The organism is Luteibacter sp. PvP120 (assembly GCF_054055715.1).
This window is the reverse complement of sequence record NZ_JBSRXP010000004.1, coordinates 58330-80584: the sequence shown is the minus strand read 5'-3', so window position 1 is coordinate 80584 and position 22255 is coordinate 58330. Positions and strand designations below refer to the sequence as shown.

Genomic DNA, 22255 nt, shown 5'->3' with positions numbered 1-22255 from the left:
AACATGTCATGAAGACGAGCAAGGAAACGACGGGCCGCCCGCAGGGCGCGCGAATCGCCGGTCAGGCGCTGCTACGCAGCGTGCCGCTCGCCGTGGCGCTGGCCGCGGTGGGCATCCCGGTGGTCTCCTGGGCCCAGGTGGTCCCGGATGCCGCGGCAGGCGCCCATCAGCCGAAGATGGACTCGGCGGCCAACGGGGTTCCCGTCGTCGACATTGTCGCGCCCAACGGTGCGGGCGTCTCGCATAACAAGTACCAGCGCTTCGATGTCGATCAGCGTGGCGTAATCCTCAACAACAGCGGGGCGATCTCACGTACGCAGCTCGGTGGCTACATCGCCGGCAACGACAACCTGAAGAACGGCGAAGCCTCGCTGATCCTCAACGAGGTGACCTCCAGCCTGCCGAGCAGCCTGCGCGGTTACGTCGAGGTGGGCGGCAAGGCCGCGCCAGTGGTGATCGCCAACCCGTATGGCATCACCTGCGACGGCTGCGGCATTATCAACAGCCCTCGTTTTACCCTGACTACCGGCACGCCGGTGTTCGGTGGTAGCGGCAGTCTGGACGCATTCCACGTCACCGGCGGCAGTATCGCCATCGGCAGTGGTGGGCTGGACACCGCGACTATCGATCGTACCGACCTCATCGCCCGCGCGGTTCAGGTCAACGGGAAAATCTGGGCGAAGGACCTCAGCGTCGTCGCCGGTAGCAACGACGTGGGTTACGCGGATGCGAGCATCCGTGCCGGTGAGGCGACCGGAGCGCGCACCGGCGTGGCGATCGACGTCGCGGCGCTGGGCGGCATGTACGCGGAGAAGATCCGCTTGGTGGGTACCGAGGCCGGCGTCGGCGTGGTCAGCAGCGGTGTCATCGCGGCCCAGGCCGGTGACCTCACGCTCAGCAGCGCGGGCGAGGTACGCCTGGGCGGCACCACGGTCGCGATGAACCGGCTGGGGCTCGACGCGGCCGGTCCGGTCACGCTCGACGGCACGTTCGGTACGCAGACGGGCGATGTGTCGCTGACCACGCAGGGCGCATTGACCTTGCACGGTAGCGTCATCGCGGCGAATGCCTTGAGCATGCGCACCTATGGCGACATCGACCAGTCCGGCCGGGTCAATGCGGGTGGCAACCTGACGCTCACCACGTCGGGTGTACTGCGCAATAGCGGGGTGGTCTACACCGCGCAGTCATTCGATGTCTCGACGGGCGCGGGCCTGCACAACGACGGCATCGTCTATGCGACGGGCAGCGGTCGCGCGTCGGCCGGCGGCGCGGTCGAGACGACAGCCACGAGCACGCTGCATGCCGGTAACGTCTTGTCGGTGGACGCGGGCGCCGTGAGCAGTCTCGGCGTCATGGATGCCGGTGGCGCGCTTGCGATGACGAGCCGTGGCGACACCACGCTCGACGGCGCCGTTCAGGCCGGGGCCGACCTTTCCGTGCAAGGCGCCGGCGCGGTCGCGAACCGGGCCAACGTCGTCGCCGGGGGACGCCTGGATGTGCAGGCGGCATCCATCGGCAACGAAGGTCCGGGTGTGCTCTCGGCCACCGGCGCCCTTGCGGTGACCACGGCCGGTACGCTGGTCAACCAGGGCACCTTGTATGCCGGCGGCGACATGTCGCTGGCAGCGGCAGCGCTCAGCCAGGCCGCGACGGCGCAGATCTACGCCGGCGGCAGCGTCCAGGCGCGGGTCTCCGGGGATACCGTCAACGGGGGCAGCCTGGTCGGTGGTCTTGGCCTGAGCGTGGATACGCACGGGCTGGTCAGCACCGGTGAACTGGGCACGCGGCAGGGCGATGCGTCGCTGACCAGTGCGACCGACATGACCCTCGCGGGCAGTACCGTGGTCGGTGGCGCGCTGCGCACTCGCACAGCCGGTAACCTGCAGCAGGCGGGGCAGCTCACCGCCGGCTCGCTGGATGTCGACGCGGCCACACTGTCGAATACCGGCTCGTTCTACGGTCGTGGCGACGTGGCCGTGCATACGTCGAAGGACCTGACCAACAGCGGCTCGCTTTACGGCGACGGTTCGCTGGCCCTCAATATCGACGTAAGCGTGGTCAATACCGGCACGCTGCACGCAGGCGCCGACCTCGGCGTGCAGGCGCGCACGATCGACAGCGGCAAGCAGCTCGACGCGGGCAGGGATGTACGCCTTTCGGCGGATACGATCCGCACGGCAGGTACGGTGCAGGCGGGCCGCGATCTCTCGCTGACGACCCGCGGTACGCTGGACAACGATGCACAGGTGGTTGCCGGCCGGGACCTCGGCGTCAATGCAGCCTCCGTGACGAACACGGGCGCCTTGTCCGCCACCCATGATCTGGCGCTGACCGTCACCGGTGACGTCGCGAACAACGGCAAGATCTACGCGGGCCATGGCTTGAGCGTGGATGCGAACGCATTGTCGCTCGGCGCATCCGGCGCGGCGACCGGGGCGGATACCGCGGTCGTGAACCTGCGCGGTGATCTCCACAACGCAGGCAACCTCGTCGCGGGCACATCGCTGAGCGTTACCGCCGCAAGTCTCGATTCCAGCGGCTCGCTGGGGTCGACGCTGGGCAGCGTGCGTCTCACGTCCACACAGGGCGACGTGCGCCTGACCGGCACGACCTCCGGCGCGGGCGCGCTGGTGGTACGTTCAGCCCAGGACCTCATCGTCGACGGTACCCTCAGCGGTGCCTCGCTCGACATGGGCGCGGCGCGTTCGATGGCCTTGGCGGGATCGATCCATGCAGCGGGTTTGGCGGCATTCGATGCGGCGCAGTCGCTGACGTCCACAGCTACCGTCTACGCCGATGGCGATCTCTCGCTGCACGCAGGTACCACGCTGGATGCGTCGGGGATGGTACACAGCGGCACCGACCTGAGTGCGTCAGCCGACGCGCTGACGACCCGCGGCGTACTCGATGCGGGTCAGGATCTCCGTCTTCAGGCCGCGACGACAACGCTTGGCGGCACGCTGCAAGCAGGGCGCGACGTGGCGTTGAACGCGACATCGACACTGACGAACGGAGCCCAAGCCGTCGCGGGGCGCGACGTATCCATCGAGGCAGCTACGGTTACCAATGACGGTGCGATATCCGCGACGCGGACGCTCGCCATGACCGGCAGCGGCGATCTCACGAACAACGGACAGATCAGCGCGGCGGAAGCCATCGACCTCGTGTTGTCGGGCGCCTTCACCAACGCGGGACGCCTCGTCGCCGGACAGGGTCTGTCCATCACCGCGGGCAGCCTCGCGAGCTCCGGGCAGCTCGGCACCCTCGCGGGCGACGTCGCGCTGAGCGCGACGCAGGGTAATCTCATCCTCAGCGGCAAGACAGTATCCGCCGGTGGCCTGCAAGCCACCTCGGCCGGCGACCTGACGCAGATCGGCGCGTTGAGCGCGAAGACGCTTGTGCTGGGTGCGACGAGCGGGATCGACCTCTGGGGCAGCACATACAGCGATGCCGATGCGACGCTGAGCGCGGGAACGAGCCTCGCCGTCGACGGCACGCTCTCGGCGGGCACCCAGGCCACCTTGTCGGCGGCCCAGGGCATCACCGTGGGCACCGCCGGCGTAGTGCATGCCGGTGGCGACATCCAGGTCGATACGGCATCGATCGCCTCACAGGGGACATTCGACGCAAGCAACGACGCAACACTGAATGCAACATCGATCGATCTGGCAGGACGCGTACAGGCGACGCGGGACATTCATCTCTCCGGCGGCACGCTGCATAATGCGTCGACGATGGTCGCCGCGCGAGACGTCATTCTTGGTGGCACCCAGGCGACCAACCTCGCCAACGGCGCGATCAGCGCGCAGCGCAATCTCGCGCTGACCGTCGCGCAGGATGTCGTCAACGACGGTGTTCTTTACGCGGGTCAGCTCTTCACCCTCGACGCGACCCGTTTCAGCCAGGGCATTCAGGCGCAGACCACCGGCCAGGCCGGGCTGACCGTGGGCCTGAGCGGTGCGCTCGACAGCGCGGGTAGCATCGTCGGCGGGAATGGCCTGGCTATCCAGGCCGGAAGCCTGCGTAGCACCGGCCAGCTCGGAACCACGCAGGGCGATGTCGACCTGGCGACGATGCAGGGCGACGTCACGCTCGCCGGCACGACGGTCGCCGCGGGCAACCTGCGCGGCACCTCGGCCGGTGCGCTGAGCCAGACCGGCTCGCTCAGTGCGATGACGGTGGACCTTTCATCCGCGGGTGACCTGACGCTGGCGGGCGATACGTCCAGTCATGCGGACATGACCCTGGGTACCGCGACGGCGTTGCACAACAGCGGCACGGTCTACGCCGGCAAGGGGCTTGGCGTGCATGCCGGTGGCGGCTTCGACAACAGCGGCGCGATCGGCGCGCAGGAGGCCACGACGCTCGATATCGGCGGTGCCTTCACGCAGACGGCGTCCGGCACGCTGCAGGGCAACGGCGCACTGACCATCGTGGCTGGCAGCGTCGACAGCAAGGGTGTGATAGCCAGCGCCCAGGACCTGCAGCTGACCAGCCATGGCAACGTCGCGCTGGCGGGAACCACCCAGGCGGCCGGCATGCTCCGTATCGATGCCGATGGCGATCTCGCCAATGCCGGCAAGCTGGCGTCCGGATCGGCGATGACGCTGACCGGTATGCGTATCGCCCAGGCATCGACCGGCAACCTTTCCTCCGGCGGCACCCTGGTCATCGCCGCGCGTGGCGTGCTGGACAATCAGGGCACGCTCTATGCCGGCAAGGCACTGACCCTGGGTGCCTCCGCGCTCAACCAGGGCGCCTCAGCGCAGATGTATGGCGCGGACACCGTCGCCATCGACGTGGCGGGTGCGTTGCAGAACGCCGGTAGCCTCGTCGCGGCGAAGGGCATGGACCTGCGCGCGGGCAGCGTCGCCACGACCGGCACGCTCGGTACGCAGCAGGGTGACATGGCCGTGCTCGCGCGACAGGGCGATCTCACGCTCGGCGGCACGGTATCGTCCGCGGGTCGCCTCGATGTGTCGACCGCCGCCGCGCTTCACCAGAGCGGCCAGCTGACCGCCACGACCCTCACGTTGACGGCGCAGGGCGACCTGACGTCCGATGGCGATATCGTCGTGCAGGATGCCGCGCTGAAGAGCGGGGGCACCCTGAGCCAGAACGGTGCCCTCGGCGCGAATGGCATCACCCTCGTTGGAACGACCGTGAACAACAGCGGTCGCACGCTGTCGTCGGGCGACCTGACCGTGCGTGCCCAGACCATCGGCGTCGACGGCGTGCTCGGTGCCGGCGTGAAGCAGGACGGCTCGCTGGGCACCAGCGGCACGCTGCATACGCTTGCCGACGCGGGCCTGACGGCGCACGGCAGCCTGCTGGCCGGTGGTGCGCTGGACGTGCAGGCCGGTGCGCTGGACCTTTCCAACGGCACGCAGCGCGCGGGTGGTGACGCCACGCTGCTCGCTCGCGTCGGCGATATCGACCACACCGGTGGCGACCTCGCCATCGGCGGCGTGCTGACCGCGCAGACGAACGGCAAGCTCACCAACCGCAGCGCGAACGGACGGACGGCGCGCATGCAAGCGGGCCAGCTTTCGCTGACCACCGGCAGCCTCGACAACGGCGCCGGACAGCTCCTGCAGACCGGGATGGCGACCACCTCGATCAAGACCGCCGGCGTGCTCGACAACACCGGTGGCACGATCGCCACCAACGCGGCAGGCCTCGCCTTGCGCGGCACCCGACTGGTCAACACCGGTGGCAACGTGCAGGTGGCGGGTACGGGTGTGCTCGATATCAACGTGTCCCAGGACATCGACAACCGGCAAGGCACTCTCACGGCCAACGGCACGACGCAGGTCGTCGCCGGCGCCGGCGTCGCCAACGATGGCGGCCTCATCAATGCGCACGGCGGGACGACCGTTTCCGGTGCGTCGCTGAGCAACACCGCCAACGGTGCGATATCCGGAAGCACGCTGGACGTAACGGTTTCCGGCGCGGTCGGCAACAGCGGTGGCCTGCTCCAGGCGACGTCTGGCACCACGCACGTCGGTGCGGGCAGCCTGAGCAACGTGGGCGGTGCGGTGCAAGCCGCCAACGGCGCGGTGAACCTCGGCATCGTCGGCATGCTGGATAACCGTGGCGGCACGATCGCCGCCGGCTGGGCCGCGCAGCTCGATGCGGCGAGCCTGAGCAACGTCGGCGGCGTGGTCTCCGGCGGTACGCTGGGGCTGCAGGTCGGCGACACGGTCAACAACAGCAACGGCTTGTTGCAGAGCCGCGGCAACCTCGACCTGCGCACGGCGAATGGCCTCACCAACAACGCGGGCCGGATCGAAAGCAACGGTGCGACGACGTTCAATGTCGGCTCGCTGGCCAACGTCGGCGGCCGTATCGCCAATGCGAGCGGGCAGGTCACCCAGGTCAGCACCGGCGGCGCGATTGACAACCGTGGTGGCACGCTCGGCGGACAGGGCGACGTCAATCTCACGGCATCGTCGATAGGCAACAGCCAGGCGGGTACGCTGGTGGCGGCGGGCAACATGACGCTGTCGACCGGCCAGCTGGACAACAGCAACGGTACGGCATACGCCGGCAATACCTTCACCTTCACCAACGGTGGTGCGACCGCCTACAACGCAGGCGGCAAGATCACCGCCGGTCGCCAGCTCAACCTCAGCCTGCTGACGATGGAGAACAGCGGCGGCACAGTGCAGGCCGGCATCGACGGCGTGGGCGGCGTGGGTAACGTCGTGCTCGACATCCGCAACCTCGTTGGGCAAGGCACCATCGTCGCCAACAACACGCTGGGCATGCACCTGGTCGGCGACTACATCCAGGCGGCGGGTTCGAGCATCAAGGCGATCGGTGGCTTCAACCTCGCGGTGGATGGTCAGTTCGTCAACAACGGCAGCATCCAGGCGGTGCAGGGCCTGAGCATCAGCGCGGCGAACATCACCAATAGCGCCGGGGCGCTTCTCAACTCCTCGAACACCCAGCTCAACACGGGCGGCACGATCGCCAATGACGGCAGCATCCAGGGCGACACGGTCGGCCTCCATGCCGGCTGGGTGAACAACACCGGCACGATCATGGGTGGCGACGTCATGGTGCAGGCGGGTACCGTGATCAACGGTGCCGATTTTGGCACGCAGACCACCAACGCGGCGTATCAGAGCGGTACCATCGCCGCGACCCGCAATGTCGATATCTACACCAACTACCTGCTCAATCGCGACGCGCAGGTATTCAGCCTGGGCAACATCAATATCGCCGGCGCGGGTCGCAATGGGCAGGGCAAGTTCGACACGCGCGCCGGTCAGGTGGACAACTATTCCGGCTCGATCCAGGCGCAGGGCAGCATCCTGCTGGCGGCGAACCAGATCAACAACGTGCGGCGCGTGTTGCAGACCGACAGCCATACGTTGACGCAGGCGGAGTACGACGCCTCACAACCGCTACCGCGCTCCGACTACACCTATGCCATGAACAAGGTGCAGGAGTACGAGACCTGGACCGAGTACCACACGATTTCGCAGTCCACCGTCGTGGCCGCGAGCGCGCAATCGCAGATCGTCTCGGGTGGCAACATCTCGCTGTACGGCTCGGTGAACAACAACACGTCCACGATCGCCGCTGCGGGCTTCCTTGCCATCAACCAGGCCGGTGCGGGTGGCGGTACCGGCATGGTGTTCGGTAACGAGAATGTGGCTAACCAGTCGCTGGCGTTGGGGCGCACGATCCAGGCCGTTGCCGTCAACCACCATATGGGCTGCGGCTGGCAACAGAGTCTCTGCCGCCCCGGTCAGGAAAAGGAATCGTACACGCGCCGCCCGGATACCGATCCGACGCATTACATCCACGACAATTACAACGCGTTGCCTGCCGTGATGTCGGGCAGCCAAGGCGTGTCGATCGGCGGCGTGAACGTCAGCAACGGCGGCGTCACGGCCGACGGCCGTTCCGTGTCCAACGCGCGCCTCGACCCGAACGCGCAGGCGATCGGTCTGTCGACCGCGAACAAGGGCGGCGCGGAGGCCGGCGGCGGTATCGCCATCGGTGCGCAAGTCGACCCCGCGACCGGCCATGCACCGCAGGTGCTCGGCGGCGCGGGACAGCCGCTGGCGGGCGTGACCCTGCCGACCGGCGGTATCTACTCGGTACGCGCGGCCGGTGCCGGCCAGAGCGTGACCGTGGATGGTGGCACTTCATCGGCGCCGTTGACCGGCGGTAGCGGTGGCAACACGGTCACCGTCGACGGTCCGACCGGCGACAATCTCGTGCGCAGCACGGGTGGTGGCCAGCGCGTGGCGGTAGGTGGCGTCGATGCGGGCGTGCTCTCGGCCGCCGCCAGCGGTGCGTCGGCGCGTTCGGTGGGATCGATGGGCAGCGCCTATCTCACGGCCTTGCTCGGCCACGCACCGAGCAGCAACTACCTGATCGAGACGAACGCACGCTTCGCCGACTACAGCCAGTTCATCAGCAGCGACTACCTGCTCGACCACCTGGGTGTCGATCCGGCCCGCACGATGATGCGCCTGGGCGACGGCTTCTACGAGCAGCAACTGGTCACCCAGCAGGTGACCCAGCTCACCGGTCGTGCGTATCTGTCGAATTATGCCAGCGGCCTGGCCGAGTACCAGGCGCTGATGAACAACGCCTCGAACGTGTCCCGGGCGATGAGCCTCAGCGTCGGCGTGGCGCTGACGGCCGATCAGGTCAGCTCGCTCACCCAGGACATCGTCTGGCTCGTGCAGCAGAACGTACAGGGTCACGAGGTGCTCGTCCCGGTCGTCTACCTGGCCGGCGGCAGTCTGGGCCTCACCGCGCAGGGTGCGGTGATCGCCGGCAAGGACGTATCCATCGACGCCAGCGGCACGCTCGCCAACGATGGCTTGATTCGCGGCCAGAACAGCGCCGTGCTGTCCGCGCAAAACCTGCTCAACAGTGGACGGATCTCCAGCGATGGCCTGACCGCGCTCTCGGCGAGCAAGGATATCGTCAACACCAACGGCCGTATCGACGGCGCCGGCGTGGCGCTCGTGGCGGGTGGTGACATCCGTTCGGAGAACCTGACCGGGCTTGGTGTGCGTGGCCTGGCGGGTTCCAGCATCACGGCCACCCAGGGCTTGCAGATTAGTGCCGGCCACGACCTGTCGTTGACCAACACGTTGGTTTCGTCGGGCGGAAATGCGCTGCTGACGGCCGGTCACGACCTGTCGCTCAGCGGCCATGGCGTATCGGCTGGTGGCAGCCTGGGCCTGATGGCGGGCAACAACCTCTCGTTGTCGTCCACCGTCACCACGGAAACGCCGTATCGCTGGAGCAGCATCACGACGACGCGTGCCGATGGTATCGGCCTGAGCGCCGGCGGCAACCTGTCGCTGGTGGCGGGCAACGACATGACCCTGTCCGGCTCGACACTGCGTGCCGGCGGTGACGCGATGCTCCAGGCAGGTCACGACCTGACCCTCGGCGCCGTGCAGACCGGCAACCGTTGGAACACGCAAACGCTAGCCACGCAGATCGATGCGGGCGGTTCGCTCGGCCTGTCCGCCGGCCATGACCTCAACGCCCAGGCCGCGACGCTGAAGAGCGGGGCGGACACGGCGCTGCTCGCCGGTCACGACCTGTCGCTGACCGCCGCCGCCAATGGCAATGCCAATCACGTCACCCATCAGGTGACGACCCTCGACGCCGGTGGCAACCTGAGCATCGCCGCCGGCAACGACGCATCGCTGCAAGGCACGCAGCTGACCGCCGGCAAGGCCGTCGGCCTGCAGGCCGGCAACGACCTGATCCTGGCGACCGTCACCGACAGCACCTCGCAGACGTCGAGCTGGAAGGAAGGCAAGAAGCGCATCACCCAGACGACCACGGATGACACCGTGCGCGGCGTGGCGGTGAACGCCGGTACCGGTGTGCAGATGGTCGCGGGGCACGACCTCACGCTACAGGCGGCGGAGGTCAAGACCGCGGGGGATATCGTGCTGGGTGCGGGTCACGACCTGTCGCTGGCGACGGCCGACGAGACGCATACGGTCGTTACCGATACGAAGAAAAAGAAGAGTGGCTTGCTCAGCAGCAAGACCACCACGACGCACGACGAAACCTCCAAGACCCTGGCGGTCGGCACGAACCTCGACGGCGATAACGTCAGGCTGGTCGCCGGTAACGACCTCAATGCCACGGCCGCTTCGGTCACGGCCAAGGAGGCTATCGGCTTGTCGGCCGGTCATGACGTGAACCTGCTGACGGGTGACGACGTCTACGACGAAAGCCACAGCAAGACAACCAAGCGCTCGGGTATGACCCGCGGGCTGATGCCGGCCGACTACAACTATCAGACCCAGACCAGGGCGAACGCCGACGTCAGCGAGGATCACGTAGCGATCGGCACGCTGCTGAGCGGCGACACGGTGACGGTCAGCGCCGGTCACGACCTCACCACGCAGGCGGCGCAGGTCGCCGGCACGCATGATGTGACGCTTGCCGCAGGCAACGACCTGAACATCGGCACGGCCGTGAGTACCCACGCCGAAGGTCACAAGCAGAGCGTATCCACCTCGGGCTTCATCCAGAACGGCCTGAGCGTCACCATCGGCAACCAGAAAACGAAGAACACGCTGGAGGTCACCCAGGTCGATGCCACCGGCAGCATGGTGGGCAGTACCGATGGCAAGGTGACCATGGCGGCCGGCAAGGACGTGCATATCACCGGCTCGACCATCCTGAGCCAGACCGGCACGACCATCGTGGGCCAGAACGTCACGATCGACGCTGGCCTCGGCACGCTCGATACCAAACAGACCCAGTCGGTGCACTCCGGCGGGATCAACGTCGGTCTCACCGGTGGCATGGCCAGCGCGGCGCAGGGTGCGTACGAATCGGCGCATCGCGGCGGTCAAGCCGACGACGACCGGCTCAAGGCGTTGTATGCGATGCAGGCGGGTTACGGCATCGTCGATACGGTGAAGGGTGCCGGTGCCGCGGTGGCGGGCGCCCAGGGAAAAGCGGCCGGGGGCAACGTTCCGGACGCCGACGGCAACACGGCCAGCGGCGCGGAGGGTGCGGCCAAAGCCAGTGGGGTCAGCCTGCGTATCGGTTTAGGTGCCAGCACGGCGAACAGCCGCGCCACCACGCATGACGACACCACGGCAGGAAGCACGCTGCGCAGCAGCGGCGACATCACCATCGCCGCGACCAACGGCGACCTCAACGTCATCGGTAGCCAGGTCGACGGCAAGAACGTCAACCTGGCCGCGACCCACGACCTCAACCTGCTGAGCCAGCTCGAAACGCACACGCAGAAGAGCAGTAGCGCGAACGCCAGTGGCGAAGTCGGCTTCAGTGTCGGCAGCCAGACGGGTATCTACGTGACGGCATCCGTCGGGAAGGGCATCGCCCACGGTAACGGCACGACGAATGCCAACACATCGGTCAGCGCGACCGACAAGCTGAGCCTAATCGCGGGTAACGATGCCAACATCCTGGGTGCGCAGGCCAAGGGTGAGACCGTCGTCGCGGCGATCGGCGGCGACCTCAACATGGCCAGCCACCAGGCCACCAACGACTATGCCAGCCAGTACTGGCAGGTCGGCGGCACCTTCGTATACGGCTACGGCAGCCAGGTCAGCGTCGCCGTCGGCAAGACCACCAGCAACTACACCAGCGTCGACCAGATCAGCGGCATCGGCGCCGGCAAGGGTGGCTACGACATCTACGTCGGTGGCAACACCGACCTGAAGGGCGCGGTGATCGCCAGCTCGGCGGACGCATCGAAAAACACACTCAGCACCGGTTCGCTGACCTTCAGCGATCTTCAGAACAAGGCCGAGTACCACTCCTTCAGCGCGAGCGTATCCGGCGGCGGTGGCGGCTTCAGCGGCAACATGAGCGTGCCGCAGTCGAAGGATTCGAGCAGCACGACCAAGGCGGGTATTGCCGAAGGGACGATCGACGTTCGTGAGCAGCCGCGTCGGGATCTGAGTGGGTTGGATCGGAACCCGGACATCGACGCTGGCGGTTTGAAGACGATCTTCGATCAGAAGAAGGTGGCTGAGCGGCAAGAGATGGGGCAGGTGGCTGGCTATGTCGGCATGCGGAGCGTCGGCGAGCTAGGGGAATACATGGAGCAGCGTGCCGCCACGGATGCTGACAAGGCAGCATGGTCCGACGGCGGGCGTGACAAGGTACTGCTGCATGGCCTGGTGGGTGCCGCCACGGCAGCTCTCGGTGGCGGCAATGCCGTTGGCGGCGCACTAGGCGCTGGAACCAGCGAAGCCATGTCGGCATATCTTGTCAGTCACGCCATCAATCCCAATTCCGACGAGGGCAAGACATTGATGCAGCTTGCATCGATTGCCGTCGGGACAGCAGCCGGTGGCGGGTCGGGTGCGTCTACGGCTCTCGATGGGGAGCGGTTCAATCGCGAACTGCATCCCGACGAGAAGGCCCGAATTGCAGAGCTGGCGGGAAAAGACGATGTCAAGTTGGCGCGCCTGACCGCTGCTGCCTGCTATCTGGTCCAGTGCTATGCAGAATATCCAGTTGATAGCGCTCAATACGTCGACTTGAAGAAAGAGGCTGATTACGGTGCGACGCTGACCAATGAAGTCGATCAGCTTTCGCATCAGACACAATCCGTATTTATCTCGACCGTTGGCTATCAGGGCTACACGGAAAAGAAGCTCTTCGACTACGGTTTGGGCGATAAGGTCAATGATTACGCCTCCCAAGTAAACGGAACCTACCAGCTCGGAACACGTGCGGGTGGCGCGGTGCAGATGGTTGGAGGCGCCGCGGGAGCCGCAGGTAGCCTGGCATTCGGCGCAACTACCTGCGAGACCATCGTAGGTTGTGTAGCAGCCGGAGCGATGGGTACAGCGAGCGTGGATCAAGCAGCTGCAGGCGCGAATACACTTTGGTACGGGACACCGACTTCGACACTCGGAAGCCAGGTCCTGCAGAAGACAGGATTGTCCCCGGAGATGTCGGAGCTGGTGTACGGTGCGCTGCAGTTGGCACCGGCTGCTGTGGACGCGTACATCGTGAACAATGTCGCGAAGGCGCAGACGGCGGCGAATGAGGCGGCTCGCGAGACGTACCAAATACCTTGGAGCAGTCCAAGTGTGGAGTCCGTTTGGATCAACTCGTCAACCGTTAGGCAATCGCAGAACTCCGTTTCCTACGCTAAGAGCGGCGGCTACACGCTCGACGATATTTACCGTGGACTCGTTGAGAATCCTTCGGATCCTCGGCTTACGATTGACGCAGTCACGATGAATGATGGAATTCTTACCAGCCTGGACAACTCTCGTCCTGCCGCGCTCAATGCAAATGGTTCCGGCCGAATCCTTGTAAGGGTTAGGGACTTCGATGAGCTTCTAACTCCGGAGCAAGTCGATAGGTTCACTGTCGTACGTGGGGGGGAGGTGCGAACTCCGACTACTTGGGGGGAAGCTATTGATGCACGGATTTGGAAACAAGGTGATCCTTTCATGACTACATATCCCAATGGATCGCATGAAATTCCCAAGATCACCGGTGCTCCAGCTGATAGTATTTGGAGCCAGTTCAATCAATATCCATGGAAGAGGTAGTCGTGGAAACGCAAAGCGACCTGAGAATGTACGTTTTTGAAGAATTGAAGGCGCAGGAGGTTTTTATTCCTGAGAGGTACTTGCAAATGCTTCGACTTACGCCTGCCGATAGAGTGATAGAAGGCCTAAGTCCTTGGGCTTTTCTTCCCACGCCAGAACGTTCCGTCGCGTACTGTTCGGAAGCATTTGGCTCGGCCGTGCTGCCTTTTGCGCAGGCCGTCGGTGAAGACCTCATAGCTTGCTTTGTCGTCACACCGTTCAAGTCAGTAGATATAGTTCTATTGAATCCTTGGGCCGATGATCCAAGAGAACGAATTAGAGCAAGATTTTCCACCTACGAAGATTGGCTCGAGTACGCAGAGGAAATTTCTCGAGTTGTTACCGAGCGAGAGCGCCTAGAGGATGAAAGTTGATTCAATAAGTTGCTTTCTTTAGCCGCTCGGAAAGGAACTGGTGGATGGTCGACAGAGTAAATTCCGCCGGTATTCGTATATAGAACTAGATCTTTATTAGTGAGATTGCCGTGCCAGCTAAGTCGCGATGAAGATTGATATCTATACGTATCGCTGTGAGCCGTTCGGCCATGTATTTCAGGCATATCGGTTACCGCCAATCAGCTACGGTGAGTTCCTGCTTCGGGGATGAGACTGGCTCTAGTCTTGCATATTTAAATGCACTGACTGATCCTACATTGCTCGAAGTTGGGTCTATAGTGGAGAGGCTGAGTAAGCCTGCCCTCTCAATGAACGATAGTGCTGAGATTACGCAAAGAATTTATGGCGTCGCGGCATGTGATGCTGATATTGAAGGGCGTCTCTTTAAAATTGGTCAGTTTCCTGGATGCCCGATATGTTCTTCGACTAGTATGCGGTCTTGGGCATTCACCAATCCGCCCAAATGGGCGGAGATCAATTTTCTGTCGGCACGCATAAATATTGGGATTTACTCTCCGATGAGCAGAAATTTGCTCGCGTGGAATTGATAATGGCTTCGGCAGATCTGGTGTAATGTAGGCGCCCGTAATTACCAGTTCGGAACACGTGCGGGCGGAGCAGCACAGGCATCCCGAGCTTCTGGAAGAGGCTTCGTATATTCGCTGAGGCTGCAAGCACCGTAGACTGGGCCTCAACGGACGACGTGTTTCTCGACGTCATCCGGCGAGGCAAGGTGATCGTGCAACGCCTTTGCTGATGTCAGCGTAGCGGACTTTCCGGAGACCTCCAGCGCCGCGTGCGGGCACTGCTCCTTCGTCGTAAGCACCGGATTGCATCGCACCGTCACCCCACCCGGAAGCCCCACTGAGTAACCCTGCTCCGAAGGCTCGTCAGCCGGGTAATCCGTGCTTATCAACTGGGCCCCGCCAGCCAAGACGACGTTGCGGCGTGCGGTGTCGTTCTTCAGCCCTTGCCCCTGCGCCGGATCGTCGGTCCGCGCACGCACGATATAGCCACGACGCACCAGCGCGTCGATCTCGTCCGCCGAGCATTCATTGCACTCGGTGAACGCTGCATCGGCGGCACCCGGCGTGGCGTTGGTGAAGATCAGCCGTCCACGTAGCGAGGGATGACCCTCGCTGTACACACCTTCCACCTTGCGCTGGTCGAGCAGGAATACGACCTTGCCGCGTGCCTTGCCCAGCGTGGGCCAGCCGCCCCCACGCACGGCTTCGTCGAGGCTGGTGTGGTCGCCGCGCACATCGTCGGGAACGATCATCTCGTCGCGCGGGAACACCGACGCGATCTCCGCGTCCAGGGCATCGAAGACGGCGGGCGTGAAGGGTTCCGGCATCACCGTAGGGATCTTCGCCTTGAGCGGCTCGTCCTTGGTTTCCACAAGCACGAACAGCGGCGCGTGTCCGGGGTGCGCGCGCGACCACGCACGCAGTTCGGTCAGGCATGCGGTGAACGGTTGGCAGGTGCTGCGTTGGTCCACGCCTTGGATATGCATGACCTTGAAGCCGGGCTTCTCCCAGACGCCCGGCGCCGCGGTCGGCGGATCGGGCGGGAGGCCGTTCATCGCGATGAGGTGGTCGATCGCCGGGTCGAGGTACAGCCCGCCCTTGGCATCCGCGAACACATCCAGCTCCACCTGGCGCACGCCGTCGTCGAGCTGGCGGGTCAGGGAAGGGTGGCGATAGTCGATCGCCGCGAACTCCTTCGGCGCTTCCTTCTGCATCACCCGCGTGGCGCTGGGTGCAAAGCCAGCGTGATAGCTGTTGTGCGTGCCGATGACCTGGATCTGGTTGAGGCGAAGGTCACCCGTCGCGGCGAACGCGGCCGATGCGACGAGGAGCGATGCCGCGGCGAGCGGCAGGAGGCGGAAACGAAGGGAAGCCATGGGTATCCTCGGGGCGATCAGTGGCGGGCACGTGTGCACAGGGCGAAGTCGGGGTCGGACAGGGACGGCGGGGGAGACGTGGTGCCCCAGCGCGAGGGCGACGGCCCCATGACGAGGTCGAGAATGCCGCCCTTGTCGATCTGGCCGTGGCGGAACCATGCGGCATCCAGCGGTTTTCCGTTGAGCGTGGCCGACTGCACATAGCGGTTCGTACCGTCCGGCGTGAAGTTCGTGGCATGCACGGTAAAGGTCTTGCCACCGCCCAGGTCGATCCGCGATTCGCTGAATGAGGGCGTGCCGATGAGGTAGACGTCCTGGCCCGCGTTCGGATAGAGACCCATCGACTGGAAGGCGTACCAGCTGGACATCGCGCCGGAATCGTCATTACCCGGAATGCCCGAGCGATCCGCGCCAAACGCGCGGTGCAGGAACGTCGTGACGCGATCGGCGGTGAGGTCGGGGCGTCCTGCCCAGAGGTAGAGGTCCGGGATCAGGAAGCCCGGCTCGTTGGTCATGTCGAAATGCAGGTTGTCGAACACCGTGTCCAGGCGCTTCACGAACGCCTCGTTGCCGCCCGATAGTGCGATCAACCGGCGGACGTCCTGCGGGGCGTAGAGCGAATACGTCCACAGATCGCCTTCGTAGTAGAAGTCCGGCCACGTGCCACGGCGCACCAGGTACTGCGCCGCCCAGCTGCCATCGGCATTACGGGGACGAAGAAAGCCGGCGACCCCCTCCTGCGTGCTCGTGGCATCCCACAGGTTGGCCCAGTTACCGGCGTGCTCGCGGTAACGCTTTGCCTCGTCGGCGTGGCCCAGGCCGCAGGCCACCTCGGCGATGGCGAAATCGTCGTACGCGTATTCCACAGTGCGCGATCCGGCCCGCTCGGTGGGCTGGGCCACGTAGCCCAGGCGGTTGTAGGTCTCCAGACCGCCACGTCCTTCCTTGCGTGCATCGGTGGGGGCGACGGTGGCGTCTTTCATCATCGCCTTGAACGCCGTGGCGTAGTCGATGCCGGTCAGCCCTTTGACGTATGCATCGGCCACCAGCACATCGGCATTGCTGCCGCCCTGCGTGCGTCCGTTGTCGTTACCGACCCGCGCATCGGGCATGTAGCCGGTGTGGCGGAAGGTATCGACCAGCGAGCGCGCGATGTCGCGCTGCACGTCCGGCGCGATCAGGGTCAGTAGCGGGCCCTGGCTACGGAACGTATCCCAGATGGCCTGGAAGTCGTCGTAGTACGGCTCGTTCGAGGTCCACTTCGGGTTTTCGCCCGTGTGGTCGGACGGCATCATCATCGTGTGGTAGAGCGCCGTGTAGAACATGCGGCGCCGGGTCGCATCCGCTCCCCCGATCTCGATACGTCCCAGTGCCTTGTTCCACGCTGCCACCGCCGCCTGGTGCACGCCGTCGAAATCCCAACCGCGCGCTTCGGTCGCCGCGTTGCGGCGGGCCTGGGCTTCGCTGACGAACGAGATGCCGACCTTCGCCTGGATCGCCTGGCCGCCTTTGACCGCGTAATCGAACGAGACACCGAGTGGCATGGCGCCGGTGGTGCTCACCGTCGATGCGTTGCTCACGGCGGTGTCGTGCCACGTACGCGTGCCCGACGCCGGAGTGTCGACGATCATGTCCACATACACATCGTACGGGCCGCCTTCGTTCCAGCCACCGACGTAATGCCCCACGCCCGTGACCTCGGTGGGCGAGACCACGCGCAGTTCGCCGCCGAGGAACCGCTGGCTTTCCGGGCCGGTGTCCTTGTAGAGCAGGTCGAGGTCGAGCGTGATGTGGCCGTCCCCGTCCTTCGCGAAGGTGTAGCGATGCATGCCCATGCGGCGCGTGGCGGTCATCTCGGCTTTTACGCCGTATCGCGTGAGGTCCACGGCGTAGTAACCGGCGGCGGCCACCTCGTTGGCCCGTGGCGAGTGGAACGCGCCGGGTTCCAGTTCGCCGGTGGTGGCCATGACGCGCACGTTCTCGTATTTGCCCGATCCGCCGCTGAGGTGCAGGTGCGAGAAGCTGCGGATGTCGCCGGTGCTCTGGAAGCCCTTGCGATAACCGTAGTCGCGCAGGTCCGGGCCGACCTTGACCATACCGAAGGGCAGGGTGGCGCCGACGAACACCTCGCCGAACCAGTCCGATCCGATGAGCGGATCGACGTCGCCGGCATGGTCGGCGGCCTTGGCGGCAGGCGTCGCGAGGATCAGGCAGGCGAGGGCGACAGCGAAGGTGTTTCGTACCGTGGAGCGGTGGGTATGCATCGATGCACTTTCCTGTTCAACGGTCCGATCAGAACGTGTAGGTGGCCTGCACGGTGTAGTTGCGCCGTGCCAGGTAGTAGTACGTCGGGTCCTTGGCCAGGCCGTTGCCCTGGATCGCGGTGCGATGGTCGAACAGGTTGTTGGTCGACAGCTGTAGCCTCAGGTCGGGCGTGAAGCGGTAGCCGATGTTGAAATTGGTGTAGTTGTAGCGGGGCAACCGCGTGTTCGGGTTGTACGTGGCGCCGCCGGTCTCGCCCACGCCGGCGAAGCGCGTGCCCACGTACTTGACCAGGAACGAGCCATAAAGCGGGCCATGGTCGTAGATGAAGCCGGCATCCGCCGTGGACATCGGCGCATTGGCGATCTGCCGACGGGTCGTCTTCGAATACGCGCTGTTGATGCTGCCGTTGGCCGTCACGCTGAACCCGGAGTCGCCCAGGATGTGGGTGAGCTCACCTTCCACGCCCTTGTAGATCACACCGCCCTGGTTCACGAACACGCTGACCAACGCGCCGCCGGGTCCGATCGGTTCATCGACGCTGGTGACCAGGTTGCCGAAGTCGATGTAGTAGACGTCCACGTCCGCCACGGTGGCCGGGGTCTTCCAGACCACGCCGGCCTGGTAGTTCGTGGTGGTCTGCGGCTCGACGTTGCCGGTGCCGGCTGTGCCCTGCAGGATATTGACCTTGGGCGCCTGGAAGCCTTTGGCTACCTGCGCATACGCGGCCAGGCTCGGCAAGAACCGGTAGTTGGCCGCCACGGAGGTGAGCGTGGTGGCAAAATGGCCGCTGCCGCCCACCGGCAGGAAGTTGGAGACACCGTCGAGCGTGCGGTCGAACACGATCTGCTTCACGCCCGGCACGATGCTCAGGTTCTCCAGCGGATGCCAGTCGATCTCGAGGTAGCTCTGCGTCGTGTTCGTGTGCTGGCGGGTGTCGATGATGTTGGCGTTCGGCTCGCCCTTGAGGACGCGCGGCGTCATCGTGGAAAGATCCACCGTCACCTGGTCCTGTACCTGGTAGGTGCGCTCGGCCCAGACACCCGCTTTCACGGTGCTCTGGAGCCAGCCGCTACCGACGTCTTTCTCCGCGGTGAGGAAATCGCCCACCGCGCGATACCGGCTGTTGTTGAACGCACCCGGGACACCGCCACCGGGTAGGAGTGCGTTGTTCGGCACCGCACCGATCAGGCTCACGGCCCCCGGGCCGCTGTCACGCAGGCCGTAGGTGTAAAACTTGTTGTCGACGCGCCAGTCGCCGTAGTCGCCATGCAGTTGTAGGTATTCGAAATCGGCATGGCGGTCGTCGATGTTGTAGCTGGCGTAGCCCTGCGAGGTCGGATCGTCGTTCAGGCCACCGAATTCCAGGCCATAGAGGTCGGTGCGCTTCCGGGGCTGGGCGGTGAAGGTGTTCCACTTCACCTTGTTGTAGTCGGCTACCAGGGTGAGCGTTGTGTTGTCGCCGACTGGTTGGTTGACCTTGAACAGCACGTTGTCCTGGCGAAAGCCGGCGTGGTCGATCAGGCCGTCGGATTCGGTGTGGCTGTAATTGACCGAGGCCTCGGTGCCGATCTTGTTCATCGCACCGGTGTTGCCGGTGCCGGCCACCTGCCATGTGGCGCCGCTGCCGTACATGGCGGACACCTGGCCGGACGGTTTGTCCGTGGTGGGTGCGGAGTACAGCGCCACGGTGCCGCCGAAGGTCGCATTGCCGAGGTTGCTGGCCGTTCCCGGGCCACGGTCCACCACCACCTTGTCCAGGGACGGCCCCGGAAAGAACGCCGTGGTGGCGTGGCCGAAGGCACCGGGATCGCCGAAGGGAATGCCATCGAACGTCACGTCGTATTCGCCGTCCTGGAAGCCGCGGATGGTGGCGCTCTTGCTGGACAGGCCGGCGCCGTTCGGAGCGGCATTCACCGCGGAAGGCGTGAGTTCCACCAGCGCCAGGTAGTCCGCCTTCGGTGTCGCGATCGTATGGATGAAATTCGCGCTCAGCACCGACTGCGGCTCGATTTCGAACAGGTTGCCTTGTGAAGGCGCGAGTGCCGCGGCGCTGCCGGGCGGTGCGAGATTCGGATCGTCCACGCCTGCGGATACCGCGACACCTTGCAGGGTGGTCGTCTGTTTCGTGATGTCGGCGTCCGTGGTGCCCGCCGTCGCGCCGATAGCGGTGGCGAGCGCCGCCAGGCCGAAGCCAAACCGTACCTTCTGATGCATTGCGTCGAAACTCCTGCGTAAATCGGCCGCGCGGTGGCCCGCAACGGTCAGCTCTGACGAGGCCGAAGGGCATGGGATGGAAGCTGTGGGGGAGGGGTGTTTAAAACAGTAATCAAAGCTATCGTGTGCACGTGACAGTGCCTTGACGTTTACATGGCGTCTGGTGCGGAAAGCCTGCGTCTTGCGTTGCAACGTGCGTGCACGCATGGAAGAACTATCATGCGAAACCCTTCAACTGATCGTCAGAATTTGCGATCACTGCTTTCGAGGTGGACCCATGAAAAGCGTTACGCGTCGAAGGAAGAACGACGCGCGTCCGGCGATACCGCTGGACACCAAGCAGCAGCCGGTCCAGCAGCGTTCGCTGGAAACTTTCGAGTCGATCCTCGAGGTCACTGCGCGGCTGCTTGGAGAAGTCGGCGTGGAACGGCTTTCGACGAACCTGATTTGCGCCCAGGCGGGCATCTCGCCGCCGGCGCTGTATCGCTATTTCCCCAACAAGTACGCCATCCTCAAGGTGTTGGGCGAACGCCTGATGGCCTGCCAGAACAAGGCCTATCGCGCGTGGCTGGAAGAGGAACAGGCACTGGAGTACGACGGCTCGCGCGAGGCCAGCATCCGTGGCCTGCGCGACATGCAGGCGGCGATCAATGCCGCCACGCTGGCCTTTCCCGGTGCCGTGTGGATCATGCGAGCGCTGCGCGCCATACCCACGCTGCGCCATATCCGTCTCGATTCACACGACGACGTGGCGGAAACGAGCTTCAAAGGTCTACGTGACCGCTACCCGAGCGCGGACCCGGAAGCGCTGCGCGTAGCGATGAGACTCTCCACCGAGGTGATGTATGCCGCGACGGAAATGGCGGTGGATCATCCGACGATGGATGGCCATGTCATCAACAGCGAGGTTGCCGAGATGGTGGTGCGTTACTACGACAAGTTCGTCGAGGGCGAAAAGCGCGAGGCCGAAAAGCGCTAGGCGTTCGCGGAACGGGTTGGCGCGGGTCATGGCGAATCGTTCACTCTTTCGCTGTTACCCTCCCGCGCGGGAACAGGGGTTACCTCTCATCGGGAGTTGCAATGCGTGTGACGCGAAAGGATAGGATCCAGGTACGTGGTGCCCTGCGCGGGTGCGGCCTGGCCGTGGCGCTGGCCCTGTGCCATGTGGCTGCCGCGGCCCCGACCGGCCAGGACGAGGCGACACGTAACTACGACGCGCAGGATGTGCGGCTCAATGCCGTGTACAAGAAGCTGATGCAGTCCCTGGACGAGCCGGGACGCAAGGCGCTTCGCGACGAGGAGCGTCAATGGGTGGCCGGGCGCGACCAGTCCTGTGGCGTGCCCGCGGGTAGCACGGCCAAGAACGAATGCACCACCACCCAGGCCAGTTTCCGGGCCGACGAGCTCGTGGCGCGCCTGAAAACGGCCGGTGGTTCGCGCGCGGCCAACCCCCCGTCCACGGCGGGCGCTGTCGCAGGCACCGCCATCGTCGGCGACTGGGGCTACCGTAGCGACTGCAACCTGGGTCATGCCGCTCAGCTCGGCGTCACTGCGTCGACTGCAAAAACGGCAGAAGGCACCTGGTCCGACGGTACCCATCAGTCCGGCAGCCAGGGTCGCTTCAAGGGCGAGTGGCGGGACGGCAAGCTGTACGCCCGTTTCTGCGCCGATCCGGCCGAGCGCGGCGGCTATCCCGCGTGCCCGGCCTACGGCGACGTTTCGGCCTATGTCGTGCCTGAAGGCAAGCGGCTGGCGTGGTACCAGGCCGAGGGCCCGGCCAGCGAAGGCAACTATTCGAAATACGTCACGCTTGATCGCGTGCCGAAGGGTGGCAGGGCGCCGCTCGATACCCAATGCAAGGACGCCCCGTAACACCGACC

At 64.9% G+C, this 22255-nt stretch carries 7 protein-coding genes; 4 read left to right on the top strand and 3 right to left on the bottom strand.

Annotation, left to right across the window (positions count from 1 at the left end; all coding sequences use genetic code 11):
- Nucleotides 1-8 precede the first annotated feature (8 nt).
- Both ACVKN3_RS09795 and ACVKN3_RS09790 read left to right on the top strand, forming a co-directional pair.
- On the top strand, nt 9-13559 hold the full coding sequence (locus ACVKN3_RS09795; protein ID WP_354515023.1) for a hemagglutinin repeat-containing protein: 13551 nt from the start codon (nt 9-11) through the stop codon (nt 13557-13559).
- 2 nt (nt 13560-13561) lie between these two features.
- On the top strand, nt 13562-13972 hold the full coding sequence (locus ACVKN3_RS09790) for a hypothetical protein (RefSeq protein ID WP_354515021.1): 411 nt from the start codon (nt 13562-13564) through the stop codon (nt 13970-13972).
- 712 nt (nt 13973-14684) lie between these two features.
- On the opposite strand, the gene ACVKN3_RS09785 is transcribed toward ACVKN3_RS09790, so the two are convergent.
- The 3 genes from ACVKN3_RS09785 to ACVKN3_RS09775 are packed head-to-tail and all read right to left on the bottom strand — an operon-like array spanning nt 14685 to nt 20375.
- The gene (locus ACVKN3_RS09785; RefSeq protein WP_354515019.1) at nt 14685-15896 is read right to left on the bottom strand and encodes a phosphatidylinositol-specific phospholipase C1-like protein; all 1212 of its coding nucleotides are present in this window, start codon (nt 15894-15896) and stop codon (nt 14685-14687) included.
- Nucleotides 15897-15913: 17 nt separating this feature from the next.
- Nucleotides 15914-18160, bottom strand: a complete 2247-nt coding sequence (locus ACVKN3_RS09780; protein ID WP_354515017.1) for a GH92 family glycosyl hydrolase — start codon at nt 18158-18160, stop codon at nt 15914-15916.
- Between the two features lie 28 nt (nt 18161-18188).
- On the bottom strand, nt 18189-20375 hold the full coding sequence (locus ACVKN3_RS09775; protein ID WP_354515016.1) for a TonB-dependent receptor: 2187 nt from the start codon (nt 20373-20375) through the stop codon (nt 18189-18191).
- Between the two features lie 277 nt (nt 20376-20652).
- Here ACVKN3_RS09775 and ACVKN3_RS09770 point away from each other — a divergent pair, with 277 nt between their 5' ends.
- Nucleotides 20653-21354, top strand: coding sequence for a TetR/AcrR family transcriptional regulator (locus tag ACVKN3_RS09770; protein WP_036140546.1), 702 nt, complete (start codon nt 20653-20655; stop codon nt 21352-21354).
- Nucleotides 21355-21455: 101 nt separating this feature from the next.
- The gene (locus ACVKN3_RS09765; protein ID WP_354515014.1) at nt 21456-22247 is read left to right on the top strand and encodes a lysozyme inhibitor LprI family protein; all 792 of its coding nucleotides are present in this window, start codon (nt 21456-21458) and stop codon (nt 22245-22247) included.
- Nucleotides 22248-22255: the final 8 nt, after the last annotated feature.

Bases quoted from the DNA above. Each gene is read 5' to 3' on its own strand.
- ACVKN3_RS09795 (WP_354515023.1), top strand. From the start codon at position 9: ATGAAGACGAGCAAGGAAACGACGGGCCGCCCGCAGGGCGCGCGAATC.
- ACVKN3_RS09785 (WP_354515019.1), bottom strand. From the start codon at position 15,896: ATGGCTTCCCTTCGTTTCCGCCTCCTGCCGCTCGCCGCGGCATCGCTC.
- ACVKN3_RS09780 (WP_354515017.1), bottom strand. From the start codon at position 18,160: ATGCATACCCACCGCTCCACGGTACGAAACACCTTCGCTGTCGCCCTC.
- ACVKN3_RS09775 (WP_354515016.1), bottom strand. From the start codon at position 20,375: ATGCATCAGAAGGTACGGTTTGGCTTCGGCCTGGCGGCGCTCGCCACC.
- ACVKN3_RS09770 (WP_036140546.1), top strand. From the start codon at position 20,653: ATGAAAAGCGTTACGCGTCGAAGGAAGAACGACGCGCGTCCGGCGATA.
- ACVKN3_RS09765 (WP_354515014.1), top strand. From the start codon at position 21,456: ATGCGTGTGACGCGAAAGGATAGGATCCAGGTACGTGGTGCCCTGCGC.